The sequence below is a fragment of the Pseudomonas sp. LAIL14HWK12:I1 genome, from assembly GCF_003202095.1.
Classification (GTDB): Bacteria; Pseudomonadota; Gammaproteobacteria; order Pseudomonadales; family Pseudomonadaceae; genus Aquipseudomonas; species Aquipseudomonas monteilii.
In genome coordinates this window covers 149,894-175,722 of the sequence record NZ_QJKG01000007.1, presented here as the reverse complement: position 1 = coordinate 175,722, position 25,829 = coordinate 149,894, and the positions used below count along the sequence as shown (strand labels likewise).

The 25,829-nt window shown below is 62.0% G+C and carries 21 protein-coding genes; 13 read left to right on the top strand and 8 right to left on the bottom strand.

Going from position 1 to position 25,829, the window contains the following annotated elements; genetic code table 11:
- Window positions 1-31: 31 nt before the first annotated feature.
- The 5 genes from D906_RS18530 to edd all read right to left on the bottom strand — a co-directional run bounded on the left by D906_RS18530 (window position 32) and on the right by edd (window position 6,482).
- Window positions 32-1,318, bottom strand: a complete 1,287-nt coding sequence (locus D906_RS18530) for an ABC transporter substrate-binding protein (protein ID WP_019098212.1) — start codon at window positions 1,316-1,318, stop codon at window positions 32-34.
- Window positions 1,319-1,463: 145 nt separating this feature from the next.
- The gene (locus D906_RS18525) at window positions 1,464-2,918 is read right to left on the bottom strand and encodes an ATP-binding protein (protein WP_025753766.1); all 1,455 of its coding nucleotides are present in this window, start codon (window positions 2,916-2,918) and stop codon (window positions 1,464-1,466) included.
- Window positions 2,899-3,624, bottom strand: coding sequence for a two-component system response regulator GltR (gene gltR / locus D906_RS18520; RefSeq protein ID WP_097156181.1), 726 nt, complete (start codon window positions 3,622-3,624; stop codon window positions 2,899-2,901). The genes D906_RS18525 and gltR overlap by 20 nt, the downstream gene beginning before the upstream one ends.
- Window positions 3,625-3,696: 72 nt before the next feature.
- Window positions 3,697-4,659, bottom strand: coding sequence for a glucokinase (locus tag D906_RS18515; RefSeq protein ID WP_019098210.1), 963 nt, complete (start codon window positions 4,657-4,659; stop codon window positions 3,697-3,699).
- Complete coding sequence (edd, locus tag D906_RS18510; RefSeq protein WP_016713092.1) at window positions 4,656-6,482, bottom strand: phosphogluconate dehydratase; 1,827 nt, start codon at window positions 6,480-6,482, stop codon at window positions 4,656-4,658. The genes D906_RS18515 and edd overlap by 4 nt, the downstream gene beginning before the upstream one ends.
- 264 nt (window positions 6,483-6,746) lie before the next feature.
- Between edd and gap the strand changes: the two genes are divergently transcribed.
- The 6 genes from gap to D906_RS18480 all read left to right on the top strand — a co-directional run bounded on the left by gap (window position 6,747) and on the right by D906_RS18480 (window position 13,431).
- Entirely contained in the window at window positions 6,747-7,748 is a 1,002-nt protein-coding gene (gene gap / locus D906_RS18505; RefSeq protein WP_019098209.1) for a type I glyceraldehyde-3-phosphate dehydrogenase, read from the top strand.
- A 200-nt stretch (window positions 7,749-7,948) separates the two neighbouring features.
- Window positions 7,949-8,461, top strand: coding sequence for an RNA polymerase sigma factor (locus D906_RS18500; RefSeq protein WP_019098208.1), 513 nt, complete (start codon window positions 7,949-7,951; stop codon window positions 8,459-8,461).
- A gap of 88 nt (window positions 8,462-8,549) precedes the next feature.
- Window positions 8,550-9,512, top strand: a complete 963-nt coding sequence (locus D906_RS18495) for a FecR domain-containing protein (RefSeq protein ID WP_019098207.1) — start codon at window positions 8,550-8,552, stop codon at window positions 9,510-9,512.
- A 126-nt stretch (window positions 9,513-9,638) separates the two neighbouring features.
- Window positions 9,639-12,227, top strand: coding sequence for a TonB-dependent receptor (locus tag D906_RS18490; RefSeq protein WP_027615489.1), 2,589 nt, complete (start codon window positions 9,639-9,641; stop codon window positions 12,225-12,227).
- A 142-nt stretch (window positions 12,228-12,369) separates the two neighbouring features.
- Entirely contained in the window at window positions 12,370-12,963 is a 594-nt protein-coding gene (locus D906_RS18485) for a biliverdin-producing heme oxygenase (protein ID WP_019098205.1), read from the top strand.
- Window positions 12,964-13,017: 54 nt separating this feature from the next.
- Window positions 13,018-13,431 carry a YbaN family protein gene (locus tag D906_RS18480; RefSeq protein ID WP_019098204.1) on the top strand — a complete coding sequence of 138 codons (414 nt, stop codon included), beginning with the start codon at window positions 13,018-13,020 and terminating at the stop codon, window positions 13,429-13,431.
- On the opposite strand, the gene arcD (D906_RS18475) is transcribed toward D906_RS18480, so the two are convergent.
- Window positions 13,411-14,838 (bottom strand): arginine-ornithine antiporter, encoded by a 1,428-nt coding sequence (gene arcD, locus D906_RS18475; protein WP_027615488.1) that lies wholly within the window; start codon window positions 14,836-14,838, stop codon window positions 13,411-13,413. The two genes, D906_RS18480 and arcD (D906_RS18475), sit on opposite strands and share 21 nt — an antisense overlap.
- Before the next feature lie 435 nt (window positions 14,839-15,273).
- On the opposite strand from arcD (D906_RS18475), the gene arcD (D906_RS18470) reads away from it, so the two are divergent.
- The 7 genes from arcD (D906_RS18470) (at window position 15,274) to gltS (ending at window position 23,426) form a co-directional block, all read left to right on the top strand.
- Window positions 15,274-16,701, top strand: a complete 1,428-nt coding sequence (gene arcD, locus D906_RS18470) for an arginine-ornithine antiporter (protein WP_019098202.1) — start codon at window positions 15,274-15,276, stop codon at window positions 16,699-16,701.
- 33 nt (window positions 16,702-16,734) lie between these two features.
- On the top strand, window positions 16,735-17,988 hold the full coding sequence (gene arcA, locus D906_RS18465) for an arginine deiminase (protein WP_025753771.1): 1,254 nt from the start codon (window positions 16,735-16,737) through the stop codon (window positions 17,986-17,988).
- Between the two features lie 69 nt (window positions 17,989-18,057).
- On the top strand, window positions 18,058-19,068 hold the full coding sequence (locus tag D906_RS18460; protein ID WP_016713102.1) for an ornithine carbamoyltransferase: 1,011 nt from the start codon (window positions 18,058-18,060) through the stop codon (window positions 19,066-19,068).
- A gap of 81 nt (window positions 19,069-19,149) precedes the next feature.
- Window positions 19,150-20,079, top strand: a complete 930-nt coding sequence (arcC, locus tag D906_RS18455; RefSeq protein ID WP_019098200.1) for a carbamate kinase — start codon at window positions 19,150-19,152, stop codon at window positions 20,077-20,079.
- Between the two features lie 56 nt (window positions 20,080-20,135).
- Window positions 20,136-20,504, top strand: a complete 369-nt coding sequence (locus tag D906_RS18450; protein ID WP_016713104.1) for a DUF5064 family protein — start codon at window positions 20,136-20,138, stop codon at window positions 20,502-20,504.
- Between the two features lie 83 nt (window positions 20,505-20,587).
- Window positions 20,588-22,096: a sigma-54-dependent transcriptional regulator gene (locus D906_RS18445; protein ID WP_019098199.1), complete on the top strand. Its 1,509-nt coding sequence runs from the start codon at window positions 20,588-20,590 to the stop codon at window positions 22,094-22,096.
- 127 nt (window positions 22,097-22,223) lie between these two features.
- Window positions 22,224-23,426 carry a sodium/glutamate symporter gene (gltS, locus tag D906_RS18440; RefSeq protein ID WP_019098198.1) on the top strand — a complete coding sequence of 401 codons (1,203 nt, stop codon included), beginning with the start codon at window positions 22,224-22,226 and terminating at the stop codon, window positions 23,424-23,426.
- A 53-nt stretch (window positions 23,427-23,479) separates the two neighbouring features.
- Here the strand turns inward: gltS and D906_RS18435 are convergent, their stop codons facing one another.
- Entirely contained in the window at window positions 23,480-23,974 is a 495-nt protein-coding gene (locus D906_RS18435) for a RidA family protein (protein WP_025753772.1), read from the bottom strand.
- A gap of 78 nt (window positions 23,975-24,052) precedes the next feature.
- Window positions 24,053-25,468 carry an FAD-binding oxidoreductase gene (locus D906_RS18430; protein ID WP_026020418.1) on the bottom strand — a complete coding sequence of 472 codons (1,416 nt, stop codon included), beginning with the start codon at window positions 25,466-25,468 and terminating at the stop codon, window positions 24,053-24,055.
- Between the last annotated feature and the right edge of the window lie 361 nt (window positions 25,469-25,829).

The window sequence follows — 25,829 nt, the reverse complement described above, 5'->3', positions numbered from 1 at the left end:
CTGAGGGAGCGGGCTTGCCCGCGAATAGCGGTTACTGGGCTGCCTTGATCGCCGCCGCCAGTTTCTTCGCCGCATCGGCCGGGTCGGCCTTAGGGTCGTTGATGTAGTTGGTCACCACATCGAAGAACGCGCCCTGCACGGCCAGCGTGGTGGCCATGTTGTGCGCCATGCTAGGCTGCAGGCCGCCATTTTTGGCATCCGCCAGGAAGTCTTTGGCAGACGCCTGCGCACAGGCATCGAAGCCATACTTGCCCATGTCGGCGAGCATGTCGTTGCGCACCGGGATCGACCCCTTGTTGGTGCTGAAGACCTTCTGGAAGTCTTCACCCAGCACCTTGCGGGCAATGTCCTGCTGGCCGGCAGCCGTACCAGGGTTGTTCTGCTTGAACACCACCAGCGAGTCGATGTTGTAGAGGAAGGCTTTTTCGGTGCCGGGGAATGGCACGCACTGGTAATCCTTGCCAGCGGTTTTCTTCGCCAGGGTCCACTCACTCTTGGCCCAGTCGCCCATGATCTGCATGCCGGCCTTGCCGTTGATGACCTTGGCCGCTTCCAGGTTCCAGTCTTGGCCTTTACCGTCCGGGTCCATGTAGGTGGCGACCTTTTTCAGCTCGGTCAGCGCCTTGACCATTTGCGGCCCGGTCAGCGCGACGCTGTCGAGATCGACCATGGCCTTCTTGTAGCCTTCGGTGCCCATTACCGACAGCACCACGCTTTCGAACACGGTGCTGTCCTGCCACGGCTGGCCGCCATGGGCGAGCGGGATGAAGCCGGCAGCCTTGAGTTTGTCGGCGGCGGCGTAAAATTCGTCGAGTGTGGTGGGGGCCTTGTCGATACCGGCTTTCTTGAAGACTTCCGGGTTGATCCACAGCCAGTTGGTACGGTGGATATTTACCGGTACGGCGACGTAGTCACCGTCGTACTTCACAGTGTCGGCGACCTTCTGGTCGAGCAGTGTGTCCCACTGTTCGGCCTTGGCCACATCCTTGAGCACATCGCCATCGAGCAAGCCGGTGGCCGCCCAGTCCTGGATGTCAGGCCCTTTGATCTGCGCCACGCCTGGTGGGTTGCCGGCTACAGCGCGGCTCTTGAGCACGGTCATGGCTGTGGCACCGCCACCACCCGCGACGGCGCCATCTTTCCACGTAAAGCCGTCTTTTTCGACCTGGGCCTTGAGCACATCGGCAGCAGCTTTTTCACCACCCGAAGTCCACCAATGCACGACTTCGACGCTGCCTTTGGGTTCGGCAGCCTGGGCGCTGAGCGGGAGTAGAGAAGCCAGGGAGATTGCGGCAGCGAGCCGGAGCGTGGAATTCATCGGAGCACCTTTCTTGTTGTTATGCCGTGCAAGTCGAGCGCTTGCGTTGCTTGAAGTCTAAACAGCCTGCCCACCTCGCCAGGTAACGAAGCGATGCGTGAATGTCATCGTTTGGTTACATTGCCGGCACCTGCCACACACAGACTCACTCCATGCCACGCGGCAGATACAAGGTCACCCGCAAACCACCTTCCCTCAGGTTCAGCAGGCTCACCTCGCCCCCATGGCTGTGGGCGATGTTGCGGGCAATCCCCAGCCCCAACCCATAACCTTGCTGCTGCGCGGCCAGGCGGAAGTGCGGTTCGAACACCTGCTCCAGCTGCTGCTGCGGCACCCCCGGGCCCTGATCGTCCACCTGCAGCACAAACCCCTCGGCACTGTCGATGATGCGCAGCCGTGCCCGCTCGCCGTACTTGATGGCGTTGTCGATCAGGTTGCCAATGCAGCGGCGCAGCGCCAGCGGCTTGCCGGGGTATGGCGCCAGCGCGCGGCCTTCAACCGTGATACGGCCATCGCGCAGGTAGGGCTCGGCCAGGATTTCCAGCACCTGGTTGAGGTCCACCGGCTCGATGTTTTCGTGGATGTCGGTGTCTTTCACACACTGCAAGGCGCCTTTCACCAGCAGTTCCAGTTCATCCAGGTCCTGGCTGAACTTGGCCTGCAAGTGTTCGTCTTCCAGCAGTTCGACGCGCAGGCGCAGGCGCGTAATCGGGGTGCGCAGGTCATGGGAAATGGCGCTGAACAGCTGGCTGCGCTCCGTCAGGTAGCGGCTGATGCGCTCGCGCATGCTGTTGAACGCCCGGCCCACCTCGACCACCTCGCTGCCACCGCCTTCGGCCACCGGCGCCACATCGGCGCCCAGCGACATCTCCCGCGCGGCCCTCGCCAGGCGCTTGAGCGGCCAGCTTTGCCAGTGCACCAGCAAGCCGATGAACAGCAACAGCAAGGCCGTGGTGAGCACGATGAAGCCGATCTGCTGGCGAGGCAGGCGTTCGGCCTCAAGGCTGGTGTAGGGTTCGGGCAGCAGCGAGGCGATGTACAGCCACTCGCCCTCGCCCAGGCGGATCTGCGTGACCAGCACCGGCGGGTTGAGCGGTTCCAGGGTCAACGAGTAATGCGCCCAGGAACGTGGCAGCTCGTCGAGCTTCAGGCCGCTGTTGAAGATGCGCAGGTCATCGGGCCCGACGAATTCCACGGAAATGTCCATCTGCGAACCCAGGCGCTCATGCAGCACCTGCTGGAACACATCGATCACCGCCTGCTTGCGCGGGGTAACGGGCAGCACCGGCATATCCAGTGGTTTGGCATTGAGTGACACGAAAAAGCGTGTTCCCCCCATGCTGCGCAACTGGTCGAGCACCATGGGCCGGTAGGCCACCGGCAGCGAGCGGAAGTAACTGACACTGGCGCTCATCGAGTGGGCCAGGCTGCTGGCGCTGGCACGCAGGCCCTGCAACTGGCTGGCACGCAGCTGGGCCACCCAGATGATGCTCGACAGGCCCTGGGCCAGCAGCACCACCAACAGGGTCAGCAGCAGCATGCGCCCCAGCAGCGAACGCGGCAGCAAGCGCCAGCGCCGCTCAGGGCGCATTGCAGACATGCGTCGCCAGCAGGTAGCCGCTGCCGCGCACCGTGCGGATCAGCCGGGGTGGTTTTTCAGTATCGCGCAGGCGCTGACGCAGGCGGCTGACCGCCATGTCGACAATGCGGTCCAGCGGCATGGGCTCGCGGCCACGGGTGGCATTACCGATGGTGTCGCGGTCGAGAATCTGCTGCGGGTGGTCGAGGAACAGCTTGAGCAGGGCAAAGTCGGCGCCCGACAGAATCACCTCTTCACCGTCGCGATGGAACAGCCGGTGGCTGACCGAGTCCAGGCGCCAGTCATCGAAGGCCAGCACGGCATTGCCGGGTGCCGCCGTGCCGAATTCGGCGCGGCGCAGCAGGGCCTTGATTCGCGCTTGCAGTTCGCGAGGGCTGAAGGGTTTGCCCAAGTAGTCGTCGGCACCCAGCTCCAGGCCGATGACCCGGTCGGTTTCATCGGAGCTGGCCGTCAGCATGATGATCGGTACCCGCGCCTGGCGCGGGTGCTGGCGTACCCAGCGGCACAGGCTGAAGCCGTCTTCGTCGGGCAGCATGACATCGAGGATGACCAAGTCGCAGGGGGTGCTTTCCAGAGCGCGGCGAAAGCCTGCGCCGTCGGCTTCGGCATGCACCTGAAAGCCGGAGCGGCTCAGGTAGGTTTGCAACAGTTCGCGGATTTCCTGGTCGTCGTCGACCATCAGGATCGATTTGCCGGCAGTGCTCAAGGTGGTCCGTCCTCTTGTTGGTTACAGGTCTTGGTTGCCTGTTATTGGGGGCGCGAAGCGGCCCCCGTACACCTATCTCCGATCCAACGCTTGCTGCAAAGCCACCCCGGCCCCCAGCAACCCGGAAAACTCCGCCGTCACCAGCCACACCGGCACGCCAGCGAAGTAGCCGCTCATACAGCCCTTGTCAGCAAAACTCGCCGCAAACCCGCTACGCAGGAACAGCTCGGCAAAGCGCGGAATCACGCCACCCACAATATAAACCCCGCCTCGCGCGCCCAGCGTCAGCACATTGTTACCGGCCACACGCCCTAGGAACCGACAGAACTGCTCGACCACCGCTAGCGCACGCGGCTCGCCGCCCAGCGCGGCATCGGTAACCTGCGCCGGCGTCACGTGTCTGGGTGTTTCGCCGTCCAGCGCGCAGATTGCCTGATACAGGCGCACCAGGCCGCCACCACTGAGTACGGTTTCGGCGCTGACATGGCCAATCTGGCCATGGATTTGCTGATGGATCGCCGCTTCACGGGCATTGCCAACCGGCAGGTCGACATGCCCACCCTCCCCCGGCAAGGCCTGCCAGTGCTGTTCACCAAGGCGCAACAGCGACCCCACGCCCAAGCCTGTGCCCGGCCCGATAACCAGCGCCGGCCGCGACGGGTCAGCCTGGCCTGGGCACACTTCTCGGAACTCGCCCTCGCGCAGGCGGGTCATGCCCAGCGCCATGGCCGTGAAATCGTTGATCAGCAACAGCCGCTCGACCTGCAAGGTCTTGCAGAAGGCCGCGCGGCTCAGGCGCCAGTGGTTGTTGGTGAAGCGAAATTCGTCGCCATCGACCGGCCCGGCCACTGCCAGGCACACCGCTGCCAGGCCGCCGCGGGCAATGCCCTGGCTTGCCAGATAGGCTTCGATGGCCTGCTCCGGGCTGGTGTAGTCCGCCGTGGCGAAGACTTTGACTTCATGCAGCTGGTTGTCACGCCACAACGCAAAACGAGCATTGGTGCCGCCGATGTCGCCAACCAGCAGGTCCTTCATTTGAGGTTCTCCAGGGCCGAGGTGAAGGCGCTTGCGCCCTGCTCTGCCGGGCTGAACGCCATGCGCATGAAGCCGAACAGCTCGCGCCCGCAACCCAGGTCGTTGCCCTGAGGCGCTGGCGGCAGGTCGCGGCTGGCCAGTTCTTCGGCCGATACCATCACCCGCAACGTGCCTTCGACACCGTCGACCCGCACGATATCACCATCGCGCACCCGCGCCAGCGGGCCGCCATCATAGGCTTCGGGGCATACGTGAATCGCCGCCGGGATCTTGCCCGAGGCACCGGACATGCGCCCGTCGGTGACCAGCGCCACCTTGAAGCCACGGTCCTGCAACACACCCAGGAATGGCGTGAGCTTGTGCAACTCGGGCATGCCGTTGCAACGCGGCCCCTGGAAACGCACCACAGCGACAAAATCACGCTCCAGTTCGCCGGCCTTGAACGCATCGGCCAACGACTGCTGATCGTGGAACACCCGTGCCGGGGCCTCGACCACCTGATGCTCGGGGGCCACGGCAGACACCTTCATCACGCCACGGCCCAGGTTGCCCTCCATCACCCGCAAGCCGCCTTCGGCCGAAAACGGTCGCGCCACCGGGCGCAGGATGGTTTCGTCCAGGCTCTGCTGTGGCCCTTCGCGCCAAACCAGCTTGCCGTTGTCGAGGAACGGTTCCTGGGTGTAGCGGCGCAGGCCATGGCCGGCCACGGTGTTGACGTCCTCGTGCAGCAGCCCTGCATCGAGCAGCTCGCGGATCAGGAAGGCCATGCCACCGGCGGCCTGGAAGTGGTTGATGTCGGCCTTGCCGTTGGGGTAGACGTGGGACAGGGTCGGCACCACTTCGGAGAGGTCGGCCATGTCCTGCCAGGTCAGCTGGATACCTGCCGCCTGGGCAATCGCCGGGATGTGCAAGGTGTGGTTGGTCGAGCCGCCCGTGGCGTGCAGGGCGACGATGGAGTTGACCAGCGCCTTCTCGTCGACGATTTCGCCCAGCGGCATGAAGCTGCCGCTGGCCTTGGTCATACGCGTTACCTGCTGCGCGGCCTCGGCGGTAAGGGCATCGCGCAGCGGCGTGTACGGGTTGACGAACGAAGCACCCGGCAGGTGCAGGCCCATCACTTCCATCACCAACTGGTTGGTGTTGGCAGTGCCGTAGAAGGTGCAGGTGCCAGGGCTGTGGTACGAGTTCATCTCCGACTCCAGCAGCTCTTCGCGGCTGGCCTTGCCTTCCGCATAGCGCTGACGCACGTCGGCCTTCTGCTTGTTGGAGATGCCGGACACCATCGGCCCGCCGGGGACGAAGATGGTCGGCAGATGGCCGAAGCGCAGCGCCCCCATCATCAGGCCGGGGACGATCTTGTCGCAGATGCCCAGCATGAGCGCCGCGTCGAACATGTTGTGCGACAGCGCTACCGCAGTGGACATGGCGATGACTTCGCGGCTGGCGATGGCCAGTTCCATGCCTGGTTCGCCCTGGGTCACACCGTCGCACATGGCCGGCACGCCACCGGCAAACTGGCCGACCGAGCCAACCTCGCGCAGGGCCTGCTTGATTTGCTCGGGGAAGTGCAGGTACGGCTGGTGGGCAGACAACATGTCGTTGTAGGCCGAGACGATGGCCACGTTGGCCGCGTTCATCAGGCGCAGGGTCTGTTTGTCCTCGCTGCCGCAACCGGCCACGCCGTGGGCGAAGTTGGCGCACTGCAGGCTGGCGCGCATGGGGCCTTCACTGGCCGCACCGCGAATCAGCTGCAGGTAGCGTTCGCGGGTGGCACGGCTGCGTTCGACCAGCCGTTGGGTGACCTCAAGGATGCGCGGATGCATGTACTGGACTCCAGGCTAATTGTAAGGGCGGTTTACCAGGCATTTCCCCTCCAAACGATTGCGGCCTAGGCTCAAGGTAAGGAGCCCGCTGCATCGGTGGAGGCCCATCGCCCGACCACTCGTTGTATGTTTAAACAAAATACTGCCACTAAAAAGGCTTGTTTTCTATCTGCCAGTGAATAATCTTGTAATTCCAACAACAAAACCGTTTCAGTGAAGCTCCTTTTTGCCACAGGTTTCACTCGGACTGCCAGAGGTACTGCCATGACCCTACGCATCGCCATCAATGGATTCGGCCGCATCGGGCGCAACGTCCTGCGCGCACTGTATACCCAAGGCTACCGCCAGGACCTGCAGATCGTCGCCATCAACGACCTGGGCGACAGCGCCATGAATGCCCACCTGCTCAAGTACGACAGCGTGCACGGCACCTTCGACGCCACCGTCGAGGCCGACCACGAGAGCCTGACGGTCAATGGTGACCGTATCGCGGTCAGTGCCATCCGCAACCCGGCCGAACTGCCCTGGAAGGCCGAGGCGATCGACGTGGTGTTCGAATGCACCGGGCTGTTCACCGACCGTGCCAAGGCCGCTGCACACCTGGCCGCAGGGGCTGGCAAGGTGATTGTTTCGGCGCCGGCCAAGGGTGCCGATGCCACCGTGGTGTACGGGGTCAACCATGACATCCTGCGTGCTTCGCACCAGGTCATTTCCAACGCCTCCTGCACCACCAACTGCCTCGCGCCGATTGCCCAGGTGCTGCACCGCGAGTTCGGCATCGAGCAAGGCCTGATGACCACGATTCACGCCTACACCAACGACCAGGTGCTGACCGACGTGTACCACAGCGACCCGTACCGCGCGCGCTCGGCCACCCAGTCGATGATCCCGAGCAAGACCGGCGCCGCCGAAGCCGTGGGCCTGGTACTGCCGGAGCTGGCCGGCAAGCTGACCGGCATGGCGGTGCGGGTACCGGTGATCAACGTGTCGCTGGTGGACCTCACCGTCAACCTCAAGCGCGAGGCCACGGCCGAGCAGGTCAACCAGCTGTTCCTTGAAGCCAGCAAGCATTCCAGGGTATTGGGCTACAACGCCTTGCCGTTGGTTTCCTGCGATTTCAACCACAACCCGCTGTCGTCCATTTTCGATGCCAACCATACCCGGGCCAACGGGCGTATGCTCAAGGTGCTGGCCTGGTATGACAATGAGTGGGGGTTCAGCAACCGGATGCTGGATAACTGCCTGGCGTTGTGCCGGGCCGGGTGAGTATGGCGTGACATTTCTGGCGCCTATGAGATCGAGCGCCGCCCGCGCGGCGCTCGATCTCATAGGCGCTGAAACTGCTGTGGCAAGCACAAACATACCCCCGCCACTCACAATCTTTACCTTTTCCTAACACTTCCACACTTGACCTTCGGCACAGATGATAAGCATTATCATTATCCTTTCGTCGACCAGGTCCCCCCGTGAGTCAGTCCCGGTTCAACTCCGTCTTCCTCGGCCAGCGCCTTACCCTGCTGCGCACCCTGCAACGCATGGTCACTAACCCCAGCACGGCCGAAGACCTGCTGCAGGAAACCTACCTGCGGGTGTCCCGTGCCTTGGGCGAGCGGCCCATCGAGCATATCGAGCCGTTCGTGTTCCAGACCGCGCGCAACCTGGCACTGGACCATCTGCGCGCACGCCGGGTGCAGGCACGGATGCTGGTCGACGACGTGCCCGACGAGGTCCTGCACAGTGTGGCTGCCCCCGCCACCAGCAGCGAGGACGCCGCCCATGCCGAGCAACTGCTCAAGCAACTCAGCATCAGCCTCAACCAGCTGAGCGAGCGCCAGCAGCGCATCTTCATCCTCAGCCGGCTGCATGGCGCCACCTACCTGGAAATCGCCGAACAGCTGAATGTGTCGCCCAGCACGGTGCAGAAGGAGCTGAAACTGATCATGGCGATCTGCATGGGTGTCGCCGACCGCCTCAAGTGAGCCGACCGCTGCCCGGCGGTTACGCAAAGCCCTTGCCACACCCCACCTTAGCCTTGATCATTCGCGAAAAACCATTCAAGGATTTCCCGTGACCGACAGCCCCGCCCCTCGCCCGTCACCCGCCGGGCCCAGCGCCCGTGCTCGTGCCATGGACGAGGCGCTGGACTGGCTGGTGCGCCTGCAATGTGCCGATGCCGCAGATACCCAGGCTTTCGAAGCCTGGCTGAGCGCGGCTCCCGAAAACGCCGAGGCCTATGTCGAGGCGGAAGCGCTGTGGAACGGTGCCCCACTGCACCACGCAGCCGCGCAGATGCACCAGCAGCAGCGCCGCTCATGGCGCGGGCGCCTGCGCAGCCACTGGAAACCCCTGGCCACTGCGGCTGTGCTGCTGGTCGGGCTGTTCACCGTCGGTAACCTGCCCATGCGCCTGCAGGCTGACCACCTGACCGTGGTGGGCGAGCGCCAGCGCCTGCAGCTGGAAGACGGCGCAAAAGTGCTGCTCAACACCAATTCGGCCTTTGCCAGCGACCGCCGCGACGGCCGGCAGGTCGCCCGCCTGCTGCAAGGCGAGGCCTACTTCCAGGTACCCGAGGATGCGCTGCTGCCGCTGGAGGTAGAAGCCGGGCCGTTGCGTGCCCAAGTACGCGACACCGACTTTGCCGTGCGCTACCTGGACGGCGAGGCTCAAGTGCGGGTGCAACGCGGCGATGTCGACCTGCAGGGGGCACGCGACCAGCGCATCCGCCTGAGTGCTGGCGACAGCATCAGCGTCGGCCCGCAGGGCTTTGGCCAGCGCCAACGCGCCGACATGCAAAAAGACCTGGCCTGGGTCGATGGCCGCCTGGTGTTCGAGAACTGCCCCTTGAGCCAGGTGCTGGCCGAAGTACGGCGCTACTACCCCGGCTGGATCATCAACCGCAATGCTCAACTGAAAGACGTGGCAGTCACCGGCAACTACCGCCTCGACCAGCCGCTGGAAACCCTGCGCGCGTTGGCCCACATCACCTCGGCACAGCTGCATGAGTACCCGGCGTTGGTCATTCTGAACTGACCCGAAAATTATTTTTACGCAATCGCGCTACCCCAGCCGTCTCGTTATAGCCAATGCAACTGATTCTTGTTTGAAAACGAGAACAGCCATCACCTATAACAGCCCGCGCGTCTGGGAGCGCTTCCGATGTCCACTGGTCCTACCCGCTCGTCCACCCTTCCCCGTCGTACGGGGCAACTGTCCCTGTTGACCTTGGCTCTGCTCGCCAGCGGTGCCTGCAGCCTGCCAGCGCTGGCCGCCGAACCGGCCCAGGCCAGCAGCCCGCGCATGGGCGACTATCGCTTCAGCATCGGCCAGCAGCCGCTGGTGTCGGCAATCAACGCCTTCAGCCAGGTCACCGGCTGGCAGGTCGGCTTCAGCGCCGAACTGGCCGACGGCGTGGCTTCGCCGGGCGTGCAGGGCTCGCTGCCGCCAGAGGCCGCTCTCAAGCGCCTGCTGCAGGGTACCGGCCTGAGCTTTCGCAAGATCAGCAACGGCAACGTGGTGCTCGAACGCCAGGCGAGCGGCAATGTGATCGCGCTGCAGCAGGTGACCGTCAGCGCCACCCGCAGCGCCCAGGATGTCAGCCAGGTGCCGAGCACCGTCAGCGTGCAGACCCGCGAGCAACTGGACCGCCAGAACGTCAACAACATCCAGGACCTGGTGCGCTACGAGCCGGGCGTATCGGTGGCCGGTACCGGCCAGCGCAGCGGCCTGAACGGCTACAACATCCGCGGTATCGACGGCGAGCGCATCCTCACCCAGGTCGACGGCGTGTCGATCCCCGACAGCTTCTTCTACGGCCCCTACGCCCAGACCCAGCGCAACTACGTCGACCCGGAAATCGTCAAGCGCGTGGAAATCCTGCGTGGCCCGGCCTCGGTGCTGTACGGCAGCAACGCCATCGGCGGCGCGGTAAGCTACTTCACCCTCGACCCGGACGACATCGTCAAGCCTGGCAAGGACGTAGGCGCCCGCCTGAAGACCGGCTACAGCTCGGCCGACGAAAGCTGGCTGACCTCTGCCACCGTCGCCGGCCGCGAGGGCGACTTCGATGGCCTGCTGCACCTGAGCCAGCGCAACGGCCACGAGACCGAAACCCACGGCAGCCAAAGCGGTGACGGCCTGTCGCGCACCGAAGCCAACCCGATGGATGTACGCACCACCAACGTGCTGGCCAAACTGGGCTGGAACTACGCCGACGACGCACGCCTGGGCGTGACCTACGAGCGCTACAAGGATGACCGCGACCAGAACATCCTCAGCGCAGTGGGCGGGCCGTTCATTCCCGGTTTTGGCGGCATGGGCTACTACAAGGCGCGTAATGGCAACGACACCATCACCCGCGAGCGCTTCGGCATCAATCACGAATTCGGCCTGGACTCGGTGGTCGCCGACCAGGTGAAGTGGAGCCTGAACTACCAGATCGCCAAGACCGACCAGCACACAGAGGAAGTCTACGCACCGCCTGGCCGCCAGGTTCTGCGTACCCGCGACACCACCTACAAGGACCGTCAGTGGGTGTTCGATGCCCAGCTCGACAAGGCCTTCAGCATCGGCGCCACCGACCACCTGCTGACCTACGGCACCACGCTCAAGCATGAGAAGGTCACCGGATCGCGCAGTGGCACCGGCACCTGCCTGACCATTGGCTCCGGTTGCACCACCATCGGCGCCGACCGTCCGGCAGACGGCCAGGCGCTGGTCAGCGACTTCCCGGACCCGACCGTGAACACCTACAGCCTGTTCGTGCAGGACGAAATCCGCTGGAACAACTGGACCTTCATGCCAGGCGCGCGCTACGACTACACGCGCATGGCGCCCAAGTTCACCGAAGAATTCCTGCGTGGTCTGGCATCCACCGGTACCGCCCCAACATCCCAGGACGATTCGGACAAGAAGTGGCACCGCGTCTCGCCCAAGTTCGGCCTGACCTACGCCTTCAACGACAACTACACCTGGTACGGCCAATACGCCGAAGGCTTCCGCACGCCGACGGCCAAAGCCATGTATGGTCGCTTTGAAAACATCGAGCAAGGTTACCGTGTAGAGGGCAACCCGAACCTCGAACCGGAGAAGAGCAAAAGCTACGAAACCGGCCTGCGCGGCAACTTCGACGCCGGCAACTTCGACGTGGCGGTGTTCTACAACAAGTACCGCGACTTCATCGACGAAGACGCCGTGCAAAGCGCCAACCTGGAACAAACCTTCCAGGCCAACAACATCAAGCACGCCACCATCAAGGGTGCCGAGGTCAAGGGCCGCCTGAACCTCGACCACTTCGGTGCGCCGCCAGGTCTGTATACCCAGGGCTCGATTGCCTACACCTACGGCCGCAACGATGACACCGGAGAACCGCTGAACAGCGTAAACCCACTGAAAGGCGTGTTTGGCCTGGGTTACGAGCAGCAAAACTACGGTGGCCTGCTGAGCTGGACACTGGTCAAGCGCAAGACCCGCGTCGACGACAGCACCTTCTATTCGCCTGACGGCTCGACCTCGAAGTTCCGTACACCGGGCTACGGCGTGCTGGACCTGACCGGCTACTACAAGGTGACCGACGACGTCACCATCAACGCCGGCCTGTACAACCTGACCGACAAGAAATACTGGCAGTGGGATTCGGTACGCAGCTACGACGGCCAGGGTGAAGCGGCTGTGACCCAGCCCGCCAACATCGACCGCCTGACCATGCCGGGGCGCAACTTCGGTATCAATGTGGTTTGGGATATCTGATTCCCTCCGCCTGGACCGGCCTCTTCGCGAGCACGCCCGCGAAGAGGCCGGTCCAGGCAACACTAATACCCAGTTTTTTTACTGTCCCGCCCCCGCTGCTTCGTCTTGTATCTAGACGCCCCTTTTTCCAAGGACTGCCCCCATGACCGAACGCCCAGCCCTGCGCTCCCAGCGCCTGAACCAGATCACCCACGCCCCGCACGCCGAACTGGATGCCCTGGTCAAATCCCACGCGCCCTTCGACAGTCGCGAAAGCTTTGCCCGCTTCGTCGTTGCCCAATACCTGTTCCAGTCTGAATTGCAGGCCCTGTACAACGACCCGCAACTGATCGCCATCGTCCCGGACCTGGCCGAGCGCTGCCGCGCCGATCAGGCCCGCCGGGACCTCGCCGACCTCGACACCGAAGTACCGGCAGCCGTGCCGGGCGCCCTGGGCAAACCGAGCCTGGGTGAGGCAATGGGCTGGATCTTCGTCTCCGAAGGCTCCAAACTGGGCGCTGCGTTTCTGATCAAGCGTGCCGTGGCCCTGGAACTGTCCGACAGCTTCGGTGCCCGCCACCTGGGCGAACCGGCCGGTGGCCGTGCCGAAGGCTGGAAGCAGTTCACCCGCATCCTCGATGGCCTGGCATTGTCGGCCGAAGAGGAAGCCGCTGCCGAACGCGGCGCAGTTGCCGCCTTCGAACGCTTCACCGAGCTGCTCAAGCACGCCTATGCTGCTGATGCCGCGCTGGTTTGATACGCCGTAGCCGGCCACCCTTCCGGTGGCCGCACCGTTTTATGCAGTGAGACCATGACCCGACCCGCCCGCTCCAAACTCGCCCGCCTGCTGTATGGAATACTGGCTTACGTGAGCCTGGGCGTGGGCCTTGTCGCCATCGTGATTCCTGGCTTGCCGACCACCGAGTTCATCCTGCTGGCCGCCTGGGCTGCTACGCGCAGCTCACCGCGCCTTTCAGCCTGGCTGGAAAACCACCGGTTGTTCGGGCCAATCCTTTACAACTGGCGCAATGGCAAGGTGATCCAGCGCCGGGCCAAGGTAAGCGCGACCGTCAGCATGCTGCTGTGTGCTGGCCTGATGCTGACCTTTCTCGAACACCGCTGGCCGGTGTTCCTGGCCGTCGCCGGCATGACCCTGGGCAACCTGTGGATCTGGTCGCGCCCGGAGCATGCCTGCCCTGCCCCGTCACAAGCTCAGCAGCCCTGAATACAAGGCGTAGGCCGCCAGCGCAGCACCCACAAGCACGGCAGCAAAAATCAGTTTTTCCCAGGTGGTGAACAAGGTCTGCCCCTGCTCATGCTTGGCCCTGGCGAACAGGACCACACCGGGTGCGTACAACAGCGCAGAAAGTAGCAGGTACTTCAGCCCCCCCGCGTACAGCAGCCAAACGGCATACAGCAGGGCAACCAGCGCCACCAGCAGGTCCTTGCGGCGCAGGCCCGGTTGCCCGGCGTAGGTTTCCCCACGCACCGCCATCAGCACGGCATAAGCCGCCGACCACAGGTAGGGCACCAGTATCATCGAAGAAGCCAGGTAGATCAGGCTGGTGTACGTACCGGCCGAGAACAGCGTGATCAACAGGAAGCCCTGGATCATGCAGTTGGTCAGCCACAGGGCGTTGGCCGGCACATGGTTGGCGTTTTCCCTGGCCAGAAAGCGCGGCATGGTCTTGTCCCGCGCCGTGGCGTACAGAATCTCGGCGCACAGCAGCGCCCAGGACAGCAAGGCACCGAGCAGAGAGACCGCCAGCCCGAGGCTGATCAGCAACGCGCCCCAAGGGCCGACAATGTGCTCCAGCACCGAGGCCAGTGAGGGGTTCTGCAGCCCGGCCAGTTCCGGCTGGGTCATCACCCCCAGCGACAACACGTTGACCAGCACCAGCAACGCCAGCACACCGAGAAAACCGATGACCGTAGCCTTACCCACGTCCGAACGGCGCTCGGCTCGCCCGGAATACACGCTGGCCCCCTCGATACCGATGAACACGAACACGGTCACCAGCATCATGTTGCGCACCTGCTCCAGCACGCTGCCGAACTGCGGGTTGCTCATGCCCCAGATATCCCGGGTGAAGATATCGGCGCGGAAGGCAAACGCGGCAATCACCACGAACATCAGCAATGGCACCACCTTGGCCACGGTGGTCACCTGGTTGATGAACGCTGCCTCCTTGATGCCGCGCAGCACCAGGAAATGCACCGCCCACAGCAGCAGCGAGGCACAGCCGATGGCGATTGGCGTGTTGCCTTCGCCAAACACCGGAAAGTAAAAGCCCAGGGTGCTGAACAGCAGTACGAAGTAACCGACGTTACCCAGCCAGGCGCTGATCCAGTAACCCCAGGCCGAGGAGAAGCCCATGTATTCACCGAAGCCCGCCTTGGCGTAGGCGTACACCCCCGAATCGAGCTCCGGCTTGCGGTTGGCCAGGGTCTGGAACACGAATGCCAGCGCCAGCATGCCGACAGCGGTGATGCCCCAGCCGATCAAAACCGCCCCTACATCGGCACGCGCCGCCATGTTCTGCGGCAGCGAGAAGATCCCGCCACCAATCATCGAGCCAACCACCAGCGCGATCAGCGCGCCCAGGCGCAGCTTCTGTCCCGGTTCGCTCATGAGCCTCCCTTTTTTATGCACTGTCACGCATTTGAAACAGCGTTGCGGGCCATATAAACGCTGATACTTATAATGAAGCATGGCATTGAAGCTATAGCACTCATAACGGCTTTGTCTATACACCTATCCTGTAAAAACTAGCAGCTGCGCGGCAACTAGAAAAGAAACTGATAAAACTCGAAATTCTTGTGAAAAATTTGCGAAAGCGGCAAAAACGGCTAGCTTCAAGCATCGCAGGCTGAACAGAGCGTTTGCTCTAGAACGACATGGAGGTGCCAGCGCGCAAGGCTTGCAGCTTAAGCTGCCGGCACTCTCCAGGAGCACCCGTGAAGGAAATTTCCTACCTTCACGTAGCCATAAACTGACGCAAGTCAGCGTACGGCAAAGGCGTCAGATTTATGCTGATGTCAACTTTCTCCTGGCAGGAGTTGTTAAATGTCTGATTCATCTGGAAAACTAAAGCTCGGCGCGTTAGTTGCACTCGTCGTCGGTTCGATGATTGGCGGCGGTATCTTCTCGCTGCCGCAAAACATGGCCGCCAGCGCGGGCGTTGGTGCGGTATTGATTGGCTGGGGCATCACCGCCATCGGCATGCTGACCCTGGCCTTCGTGTTCCAGACCCTGGCTAACCGCAAGCCTGACCTGGATGGCGGGGTGTATGCCTACGCCAAGGCCGGTTTCGGCGACTACATGGGCTTTTCCTCCGCCTGGGGCTACTGGATCAGTGCCTGGCTGGGCAACGTCGGCTACTTCGTGTTGCTGTTCAGTACCTTGGGGTACTTCTTCCCGATCTTCGGTGAAGGCAACACGCCGGCCGCCATCATTGGCGCATCGATCCTGTTGTGGGCGGTGCACTTCCTGGTGCTGCGCGGCATCAAGGAAGCAGCGTTCATCAACCTGGTCACCACCGTGGCCAAAGTGGTGCCACTGGTGCTGTTCGCACTGATCTGCCTGTTCGCCTTCAGGCTCGACATCTTCAGCGCCGATATCTGGGCCGTAGGCACACCAGAGCTTGGCAGCGTGATGAACCAGGTGCGCAACATGATGCTGGTCACCGTGTGGGTGTTCATCGGCATCGAGGGTGCGAGCATCTTCTCGTCCCGGGCGGAAAAACGCTCTGACGTGGGCAAGGCCACGGTCATCGGCTTCGTCACCGTGTTGCTGTTCCTGGTGCTGGTCAACGTGCTGTCGCTGGGCATCATGACCCAACCCGAACTGGCCAAGCTGCAGAACCCGTCGATGGCGGCCGTGCTGGAACATGTGGTCGGCCACTGGGGTGCGGTGCTGATCAGCGTCGGCCTGATCATCTCGCTGCTGGGGGCCCTGCTGTCTTGGGTGCTGCTGTGCGCCGAGATCATGTTCGCCGCCGCCAAGGACCACACCATGCCGGAGTTCCTGCGCCGCGAAAACGCCAACCAGGTGCCGGCCAACGCCCTGTGGCTGACCAACGCCATGGTGCAGATCTTCCTGGTGATCACGCTGTTCTCAAACAGCACCTACCTGTCGCTGATCTACCTCGCCACCTCGATGATCCTGGTGCCTTACCTGTGGTCGGCGGCCTACGCCTTCTTGCTGGCACTGCGCAGCGAAACCTACGAACAAGCCCTGGCCGAACGCAAGAAAGACCTGATCATCGGCGGTATCGCCCTGTTGTACGCCATCTGGCTGCTGTACGCCGGCGGCGTGAAATACCTACTGCTCTCGGCCCTGCTCTACGCACCTGGCGCCATCCTGTTCGCCAAGGCCAAGCGTGAGGTAGGCCAACCTGTCTTCACCAACGTGGAAAAACTGATCTTCGCAGCCGTGGTCATCGGCGCCCTGGTGGCAGCCTTCGGCCTGTACGACGGCTTCCTGACCCTTTGACCCACGTCTTCGTCCAATTGGAGGAATGAAACCATGTCCGCTGAAAAACAGAAGTACGGTGTCCACTCCGAAGCCGGCAAACTGCGCAAAGTGATGGTTTGCGCCCCGGGCCTGGCGCACAAGCGCCTGACGCCGAGCAACTGTGATGAACTGCTGTTCGACGATGTGATCTGGGTAGACCAGGCCAAGCGTGACCATTTCGACTTCGTCACCAAGATGCGCGAGCGCGGCGTAGATGTGCTGGAAATGCACAACCTGCTGACCGACATCGTCCAGCAACCCGAAGCACTGAAGTGGATCCTCGACCGCAAGATCACTCCCGACACCGTGGGTGTGGGCCTGACCAACGAAGTGCGCAGCTGGCTCGAAGGCCTTGATCCTCGCCACCTGGCCGAATTCCTGATCGGTGGCGTGGCGGGCCAGGACCTGCCACAAAGCGAAGGCGCCGACGTGGTCAAGATGTACAACGACTACCTGGGCCATTCCAGCTTCATCCTGCCGCCGTTGCCCAACACCCAGTTCACCCGCGACACCACCTGCTGGATCTACGGTGGCGTGACGCTGAACCCGATGTACTGGCCGGCGCGACGTCAGGAAACCCTGCTGACCACAGCCATCTACAAGTTCCACAAGGAGTTCACCGGCGCCGACTTCCAGGTGTGGTATGGCGACCCGGACAAAGACCACGGCAATGCCACCCTCGAAGGCGGTGACGTGATGCCGATCGGCAATGGCATCGTGCTCATCGGCATGGGCGAGCGCACCTCGCGCCAGGCCATCGGCCAGTTGGCGCAGAACCTGTTCGCCAAGGGCGCCGTCAAGGAAGTGATCGTCGCCGGCCTGCCGAAGTCGCGCGCCGCCATGCACCTGGACACCGTGTTCAGCTTCTGCGACAGCGACCTGGTCACGGTCTTCCCGGAAGTGGTGAAAGAGATCGTGCCGTTCATCATCCGCCCGGACGAAGGCAAGCCGTACGGCATGGACGTTCGCCGCATCAACAAGTCGTTCATCGAAGTGGTGGGCGAGCAACTGGGGGTCAAGCTGCGCGTGGTCGAGACCGGCGGCAACAGCTTCGCCGCCGAGCGCGAACAGTGGGATGACGGCAACAACGTGGTGGCCATCGAGCCGGGTGTGGTCATCGGCTACGACCGTAACACCTACACCAATACCCTGCTGCGCAAGGCGGGCATCGAGGTCATCACCATCAGCGCCGGCGAACTGGGCCGGGGCCGTGGCGGCGGCCACTGCATGACCTGCCCAATTGTGCGCGACCCTATCGATTACTAACGCCCATTACCCCCGGCCGCCCTCACAAAGCGGCGGCCGGTGCGTTCACCAAACTCAAGGAGAAAAGTCATGGCGTTCAACATTCACAACCGCAACCTGCTCAGCCTGGAACACCACACCACGCGCGAGTTGCGCTACCTGCTGGACCTGTCCCGCGACCTGAAGCGCGCCAAGTACACCGGCACCGAGCAGCAGCACCTGAAGGGCAACAACATCGCCCTGATCTTCGAAAAAACCTCCACCCGTACCCGCTGCGCGTTCGAAGTGGCGGCCTATGACCAAGGCGCCAACGTCACCTACATCGACCCCAATTCCTCGCAGATTGGCCACAAAGAGAGCATGAAAGACACCGCCCGCGTGCTCGGGCGCATGTACGATGCCATCGAGTACCGTGGCTTCAAGCAGGAAATCGTCGAAGAGCTGGCCAAGTTTGCCGGCGTGCCGGTGTTCAACGGCCTGACTGACGAATATCACCCAACGCAAATGATCGCCGACGTGCTGACCATGCGTGAGCACAGCGACAAGCCGCTGCATGACATCAGCTACGCCTACCTGGGCGATGCCCGCAACAACATGGGCAACTCACTGCTGCTCATCGGTGCCAAGCTTGGCATGGATGTACGCATCGCCGCACCCAAGGCGCTGTGGCCGCATGATGACCTGGTCGAGCGTTGCAAGAAGTACGCTGAAGAAAGTGGCGCCCGCATCACCCTCACCGAAGACCCGGTTGCTGCGGTCAAGGGTGTGGACTTCGTGCACACCGACGTGTGGGTGTCGATGGGCGAGCCGATCGAGGCGTGGGGCGAGCGCATCAAGCAGCTCAAGCCTTATCAGGTGAATGCGCAGCTGATGAAGTCCACTGGCAACCCGCGGACCAAGTTCATGCACTGCCTGCCGGCGTTCCACAACTCCGAAACCAAGGTAGGCAAGCAGATCGCCGAACAGTACCCGGACCTGGCCAACGGCATCGAAGTGACCGACGACGTGTTCGAGTCGCCGGCCTGCATCGCCTTCGAGCAGGCGGAAAACCGCATGCACACGATCAAGGCGATCCTGGTGTCGACCCTGGCTGACCTCTGACAACCACCTCGTTCCTGTGGGGGCTGGCTTGCCAGCGCCTGCAGGATCGAGGCGCTACCTCATCCGCAAAGGACATTCCCCATGCGTATCGTTGTTGCATTGGGCGGCAACGCCCTGCTGCGTCGCGGCGAGCCCATGACCGCTGAGAACCAGCGCGCCAATATCCGCACCGCCACCGAACAGATCGCCAAGATCCACCCTGGCAACGAGCTGGTCATTGCCCACGGCAACGGCCCGCAGGTTGGCCTGCTGTCACTTCAGGCACTGTCCTACAAACCCGACGAGGCCTACCCGCTGGACGTGCTGGGCGCTGAAACCGAGGGCATGATCGGCTACATGATCGAGCAGGAACTGGGCAACCTGCTGGACTTCGAAGTGCCATTCGCCACCCTGCTGACCCAGGTGGAAGTGGACGCCAATGACCCCGCCTTCAAAGACCCCACCAAGTTCATCGGCCCGGTCTACAGCAAGGACGAAGCCGAACGGCTGGCCAAGGAAAAGGGCTGGGTGGTGAAGGCTGACGGCGACAAGTACCGCCGCGTGGTGGCCAGCCCCAAACCCAAGCGCATCTTCGAAATCCGCCCGATCAAGTGGCTGCTGGAAAAGAGCAGCATCGTGATTTGCGCAGGCGGTGGTGGTATCCCCACCATGTACGATGAAAACCGCAAGCTCAAGGGCATCGAGGCGGTGATCGACAAGGACCTGTGCTCGGCTTTGCTGGCCGAGCAACTGGATGCCGACCTTCTGATAATCGCCACTGACGTCGATGCGGCGTACATTGACTGGGGCAAGCCTACGCAAAAAGCCATCGCCCAGGCACACCCTGACGAACTCGAACGGCTTGGCTTCGCTGCCGGCTCCATGGGGCCAAAGGTGCAGGCTGCCAGTGACTTCGCCCGCAATACCGGCAAAGTGGCGGTGATCAGTTCGCTCGAGAACATCGAAGACATCGTCAAAGGCACTGCCGGCACTCGGGTCTCCACCGCGAAGCCGGGGATCAGCTACCGTTGAATGCAGTGGGCGGGCGCCCGGCGCCCGCCATTTTCGACCTTCCAGAGGAGATAGCCATGGCCCAGTACCACCCCGGTCATGTACACATCGAGCGCACTGCGCTGAACGCGGCAGACCACAGCTACGACCTGAACATCGAGTACGAGGCAGTGTCTGACCCCAAGGAAGGCAGAGGCATTCAGTTCCATATGCATGGCAGCATCGAAGGCAAAACGGTGGAAGAAAAGTTCTTCCTCGCCAAGGACCAGGTGTTGCCCAGCTTTCTCATGCAACTGACCCGCAAGGCCCAGTCGTATCTGGCGCCGCCGAAGAAGTTCGAGACCCTGAGTTCGCCGCACAAGCTCTATGACTACATGTTCGCCGACATTCGCGAAAAACTCGATGTGAAATCGGGCGATCCGATCAAGCCTGAACATCTGGAGTGATTTCAAGAACCGGGGCCGCACAGCGGCCCCGGCGATGTTAAGGCATACTACTGCCCTCCCCGGCCACCACCTCACCCTCCCTCATGCGCATCCACGTCAGCTTCATCGACCGCGTCGGCATCACCCAGGAAGTCCTCGCCCTGCTCGGTGCCCGCAACCTCAACCTGGACGCCGTGGAGATGGTCCCGCCGAACGTCTACATCGACGCCCCCACCCTTAGCCCCGCCGTGCTCGAAGAACTGCACGACGCGCTCTTCGAGGTGCATGGCGTGCAATCGGTGGACGTGGTCGACATCCTTCCTGGCCAACGCCGCCACCTGCAACTGGATGCCCTGCTGGCCGCCATGAGCGACCCGGTGCTGGCGGTGGACAGCGCCGGGCTGGTGCTGCTGGCCAACCCAGCGCTGATCGAACTGTGTGGCCGCGAATCCGCCGGGCGCTCGGTGGGCGAACTGTTTGGCGACCCGGCGCTGCTGCAAGCCCTGCTGGACAATAACTTCCACCTGCCCATGCGCGAGATGCAGCTGAACGGCCAGAGCCTGCTGCTGGACGCCATGCCGATCACCAACGCCGGTGGCCTGCTGACGCTGTACCCACCTTCACGCATGGGCGAACGCCTGTCAGCCTTGCACCACGACCACGCCGAAGGTTTCGATGCCCTGCTCGGCGATTCACCGGCCATCCGCACCCTCAAGGCCCGCGCCCTGCGCGTGGCGGCGCTCGATGCGCCATTGCTGGTGCATGGCGAAACCGGCACCGGCAAAGAACTGGTAGCCCGCGCCTGCCATGCCATCAGCAGCCGCCACGCAGCACCGTTCCTGGCCCTGAACTGTGCCGCGCTGCCCGAGAGCCTGGCCGAGAGCGAGCTGTTCGGTTATGCCCCTGGCGCCTTCACCGGCGCGCAACGGGGCGGCAAGCCCGGGCTGATGGAACTGGCCAACCAGGGCACGGTGTTCCTCGATGAAATTGGCGAAATGTCGCCATACCTGCAGGCCAAACTGCTGCGCTTTCTCAGTGACGGCAGCTTCCGCCGGGTGGGCGGTGACCGCGAAGTGAAGGTGGATGTGCGCATCATCAGCGCCACCCACCGCGACCTGGAACGCATGGTTGCCGACGGCAGCTTCCGCGAAGACCTGTTCTACCGCTTGAACGTGCTCAACCTGCAGGTACCGCCACTGCGCGACCGGGGCCAGGATATCCTGATGCTGGCGCATTTCTTCATGCAGCAAGCCTGCACGCAGATTCAACGCCCGCCCTGCCGATTGACGCCAGCCACCCATTCGGCGCTGCTGGCCAACCCTTGGCCGGGCAATGTACGCCAACTGCAGAACGTGATTTTCCGCGCAGCGGCTATCTGTGAGGGCAACCTGGTGGACATCGGCGACCTGGACATCGCCGGTACTTCGGTGGCACGTGGGCTGGATGGCGACGTAGCCAGCCTGGAGCAGGCCGTGGGTGACTTCGAGCGTGAGCTGTTGCAGCGCTTGTATGCCAGCTACCCGTCGACGCGGCAGTTAGCCGGGCGTTTGCAAACTTCGCATACCGCTATTGCCCAGCGACTGCGTAAATATGGAATACCCGGAAAAGCCTGATACTTGTCGTCAAAACTTACCGTTGATTCAGATTTTTCCTAGCCGCTCAGCCGCAATTGACTGGAGTACTCGCCGTAGAATGGTGACATTGTAATTTTGCATGTCACCCTGAGCGAAGAGTACCCTGATGTTTGAACTCGATTTTTACGGGACACTTGTAGCCGCCTCCTTGGTACTGCTACTGGGGCGCGGTCTGGTCGCACGTATTGGCTTTCTGCGCGCTTACAATATTCCGGAGCCTGTGGCAGGTGGTTTGGTCGTTGCGCTGGCACTCTTGGCATTGCGCAGTTTCGATGTACAGGTCCAGTTTGATACCTCGTTGCAAGCACCGTTGATGCTGGCGTTCTTCGCCACCATCGGTTTGAGTGCAGACTTTGCCAGCCTGAAGAAGGGCGGACGCGTGGTTACTGTGTTCCTGCTGGTGGTGACGGGCTTGCTGCTGGTTCAGAACGCCATGGGTATCGGGCTGGCAACGGCATTGGGGCTCGACCCACTGATGGGCCTGCTGGCCGGTTCGATCACCTTGTCTGGTGGCCACGGCACTGGCGCGGCCTGGAGCGCGACCTTCACTGAAAAGTTTGGCTTGGCTTCGGCCTCGGAACTTGCACTTGCCTCTGCCACGTTCGGCCTGGTGTTGGGCGGTTTGATTGGTGGCCCGGTTGCCCGGTTGCTGATCAAGCGCGTCAAAACACCGGGTGTGGAAGAAGAAGTGCCGCAGTTACCCAAGGGCTTTGAGCAGCCGGACAAAGAGCGGTTGATTACATCGTTTTCATTTATCGAAACCTTGGCTCTTATTGCCGTCAGCTTACTGGCCGGCACATTACTTAATAGCCTGTTGAAAGGTACGGCATTCGAACTACCGACATTCGTTTGCGTACTCTTCGTGGGCGTATTGCTGCGCAACGGCCTTTCGGCGTTCGGTTTTTATCATGTCTTCGAACGGGAAGTCTCGGTACTGGGCAACGTCAGTCTGTCGCTGTTCCTGGCGATTGCCTTGATGTCACTCAAACTGTGGGACCTGGCAGCACTGGCCTTGCCGTTCTTCATACTGCTGGCTGCGCAGACATTGGTCATGGCACTGTTTGCGATCTTCGTGACATTCCGAGTCATGGGCCGCAACTATGATGCAGCCGTGCTGGCCGCGGGGCACTGTGGCTTCGGCCTGGGTGCAACACCCACGGCGATTGCCAACATGCAAGCGGTGACCCAACGCTACGGCGCCTCGCACATCGCCTTCCTGGTGGTGCCGATGGTGGGTGCGTTCTTCATCGACATCATCAACGTGATCGTGATCAAACTGTACCTGGCATTGCCATTTATCACTGGCTAAACCCACCGGCAAGTCCCGGGCATGGCTAGCCCGGGACCGGCGCATGCCCGGGTTCAGGGACGAACCGCTGTCACTTCGATCTCGACACGCCAGGCAGGGTCGGCCAGGCCTGCAATCTGGAACGCCGAGCGTGCAGGAAGGACTGGCTGCCTGGCGGCTGGCCCGAAGAATTGGGTATAGCCGGCCATGAAACCGTCGAAGTCCATTTTCCCGCCGTTCTCCGGGCCGCCCACCAGGAACACCTGCATCTTCACCACATCGGCAAGACCAAGGCCCAGTTCTTTCAGCTGCTGCTGGATGTTTCCAAGCACATTGATGGTTTGTGCCTTGGTATCACCATAGGCTTCCAGCGAACCCTTGGGTGCGTCAGGGTGAATAACCGACGGGACAGAACCACTCAGGTAGACAACCGTCTTCCCGGCAGGCACCTCTACAGCCGACGAGATAGGGAAACTACCTGCGCCATGGCGCACGATTTCTTGTGCATGAACGCTCCCGGCACCCGCGAGTGCCACGGCCATTGCTGCGGTCGTTAAAGCCACTTTCATACTGTTCTCCTGATGATTGCCAAAAATGTGCACGCATCGATGCTGCGCGCACGGGTCATTCCATTGCGCCTTGTGTGCTTAGAACCGATACAGGCTGAAGGGTTTGGGGTCCAGCACCGGCGCCTTTCCAAGCAGCAAGTCCGCCGACAGTTCGGACGACACCGGGCTTTCGGTCATACCCCAACCGGTTGCGGTGTTGAGGACCAGCCCCGGGTACTCATTGACCTGCGAAATGATGGGGTTTTCGTCGGGAGCGATGGCCATCGCACCGCTCCACTGATCGATCAGCTTCGCATCGCTGAACGCGGGGAACTCGACCTTGAGTTTTTCCAGTGAGGCATTCAGTTCCGGCAGGTCCGGCGCTGCGGTCATCAGCCGGTTTTTCTCGAAAGGCGAAACCTCGTCCAGCTTCCAGTGCGTTGGCTGAATGAACGAATCGATCAGTTGCTTGTTGAGTGAGATGTGCACCGGGAAGTCGGGGATGGCCAGCAGTGGCAGGTACTTATAGCCATACATGAACGACTCTTTGACCACCGGGGCAACGACGACGCGTGGCGAGGTGGCGTATGTGCCGTCAGCCTGCTCACGGAAGTAGATATTCCCCGGCAATGCAACGTTGCCCCCGGGTGCACGGGGTGCCGCGCTGATGATTTGCTGGGACTGGTAGGCGGGCAAGGTAGGCACATCGACGCCCAGGTTCTGCATGAACAGCCGGGACCATGCGCCGCCCGCCACGATCACGCGAGACGCCCTGATGGCGCCCTTTTCCGTGACCACGTCGGAGATGGCACCTGCGTGGGTTTCCAGGCCCCTGGCCGCGCAGTGGGTGTAGATCCGCACACCCACTTTCTTGGCATACTCGGCCATGACGAACGATGCACGCTCGGCATCCAGGCTACCGGAGTCTTCCTCGAAGCCTGCGACCGTCCAGCGCGAGGATGCACCGCGCAGGCGCTGTTCAAGTTCACTGCCTTGAATGATTCGCGTCTTGAAAGGAATGTCCGCGCCGACTTCCCGCGTTTTGACATCGATCCACTTTCTGACGCCTTCCAGGTCTTCTTCATCGAAAGGTACTTCGACCCGACCTTGTGTGCGGTAACTTGTGTCCGCCCCCACTTTGGCATTCATCTCTCGCCAACGTTGCTTGGCAAGATGGTGCAACTGGAATGTCGCATCAGGCATCTTGTAGGTCATGACCTGGCCATAGAACCTGCAAGACTGTTCGCCGGCAACTTCACCTTTTTCAACGACAACGACCGAGAGGCCGCGCTCGACAAGGTTGATTGCAGTCATGAGCCCCAGAATACCAGCGCCAACAACCACTACGTCTGCCTGCTTGGGAAGCGCCCCCTCGGTGCCTGCGACATAACCAAACCGCGGTTTGCCGGGAATCAATCGGCCTTCCCGGGTCAACAAAGGGGTCAGAACCCCTGCGCCGCCTGCGATCGCCAAGACGCCGCCGCCAATCAAAAATTTACGCCTCGTCATTCCCATGACACTTTCCCTTCCTGATATTCGGTGCTGGTTGCATGAGCCCGGGCAGCAAGGCACATGCTTGGCCGACAGCCGAATTACCAACTTGTGGTTATTGCTTCAGGCTAACGGCCCACATGAAAGGTGGCCATTCTGGTGACGCGCAATAGGCGGGAAAATCGTTGGGGGCAAATACTTAGTTCAGCCATTTGAAAACTATCACGCAGGTGACATAAATAGTTGATATGGCGACACCCTATAGGTGCAAGAAGAAAGCTCGCAAAGTTTCGCAAGTATCGAACTTGTTTGATTCATTTCCGGCTTGGCAACAACTGAACAGCCTCAAGATACCGTATAGATTTCGATACGCCGTAACGAAATC

What these genes read in the sequence shown, in the direction of transcription:
- D906_RS18530 (WP_019098212.1), bottom strand. Translation starts at nt 1,318, where the DNA reads ATGAATTCCACGCTCCGGCTCGCTGCCGCAATCTCCCTGGCTTCTCTA.
- D906_RS18525 (WP_025753766.1), bottom strand. Translation starts at nt 2,918, where the DNA reads ATGTCTGCAATGCGCCCTGAGCGGCGCTGGCGCTTGCTGCCGCGTTCG.
- D906_RS18515 (WP_019098210.1), bottom strand. Translation starts at nt 4,659, where the DNA reads ATGAAGGACCTGCTGGTTGGCGACATCGGCGGCACCAATGCTCGTTTT.
- edd (WP_016713092.1), bottom strand. Translation starts at nt 6,482, where the DNA reads ATGCATCCGCGCATCCTTGAGGTCACCCAACGGCTGGTCGAACGCAGC.
- gap (WP_019098209.1), top strand. Translation starts at nt 6,747, where the DNA reads ATGACCCTACGCATCGCCATCAATGGATTCGGCCGCATCGGGCGCAAC.
- D906_RS18490 (WP_027615489.1), top strand. Translation starts at nt 9,639, where the DNA reads ATGTCCACTGGTCCTACCCGCTCGTCCACCCTTCCCCGTCGTACGGGG.
- D906_RS18485 (WP_019098205.1), top strand. Translation starts at nt 12,370, where the DNA reads ATGACCGAACGCCCAGCCCTGCGCTCCCAGCGCCTGAACCAGATCACC.
- D906_RS18480 (WP_019098204.1), top strand. Translation starts at nt 13,018, where the DNA reads ATGACCCGACCCGCCCGCTCCAAACTCGCCCGCCTGCTGTATGGAATA.
- arcD (WP_027615488.1), bottom strand. Translation starts at nt 14,838, where the DNA reads ATGAGCGAACCGGGACAGAAGCTGCGCCTGGGCGCGCTGATCGCGCTG.
- arcD (WP_019098202.1), top strand. Translation starts at nt 15,274, where the DNA reads ATGTCTGATTCATCTGGAAAACTAAAGCTCGGCGCGTTAGTTGCACTC.
- arcA (WP_025753771.1), top strand. Translation starts at nt 16,735, where the DNA reads ATGTCCGCTGAAAAACAGAAGTACGGTGTCCACTCCGAAGCCGGCAAA.
- D906_RS18460 (WP_016713102.1), top strand. Translation starts at nt 18,058, where the DNA reads ATGGCGTTCAACATTCACAACCGCAACCTGCTCAGCCTGGAACACCAC.
- arcC (WP_019098200.1), top strand. Translation starts at nt 19,150, where the DNA reads ATGCGTATCGTTGTTGCATTGGGCGGCAACGCCCTGCTGCGTCGCGGC.
- D906_RS18450 (WP_016713104.1), top strand. Translation starts at nt 20,136, where the DNA reads ATGGCCCAGTACCACCCCGGTCATGTACACATCGAGCGCACTGCGCTG.
- D906_RS18445 (WP_019098199.1), top strand. Translation starts at nt 20,588, where the DNA reads ATGCGCATCCACGTCAGCTTCATCGACCGCGTCGGCATCACCCAGGAA.
- gltS (WP_019098198.1), top strand. Translation starts at nt 22,224, where the DNA reads ATGTTTGAACTCGATTTTTACGGGACACTTGTAGCCGCCTCCTTGGTA.
- D906_RS18435 (WP_025753772.1), bottom strand. Translation starts at nt 23,974, where the DNA reads ATGAAAGTGGCTTTAACGACCGCAGCAATGGCCGTGGCACTCGCGGGT.
- D906_RS18430 (WP_026020418.1), bottom strand. Translation starts at nt 25,468, where the DNA reads ATGGGAATGACGAGGCGTAAATTTTTGATTGGCGGCGGCGTCTTGGCG.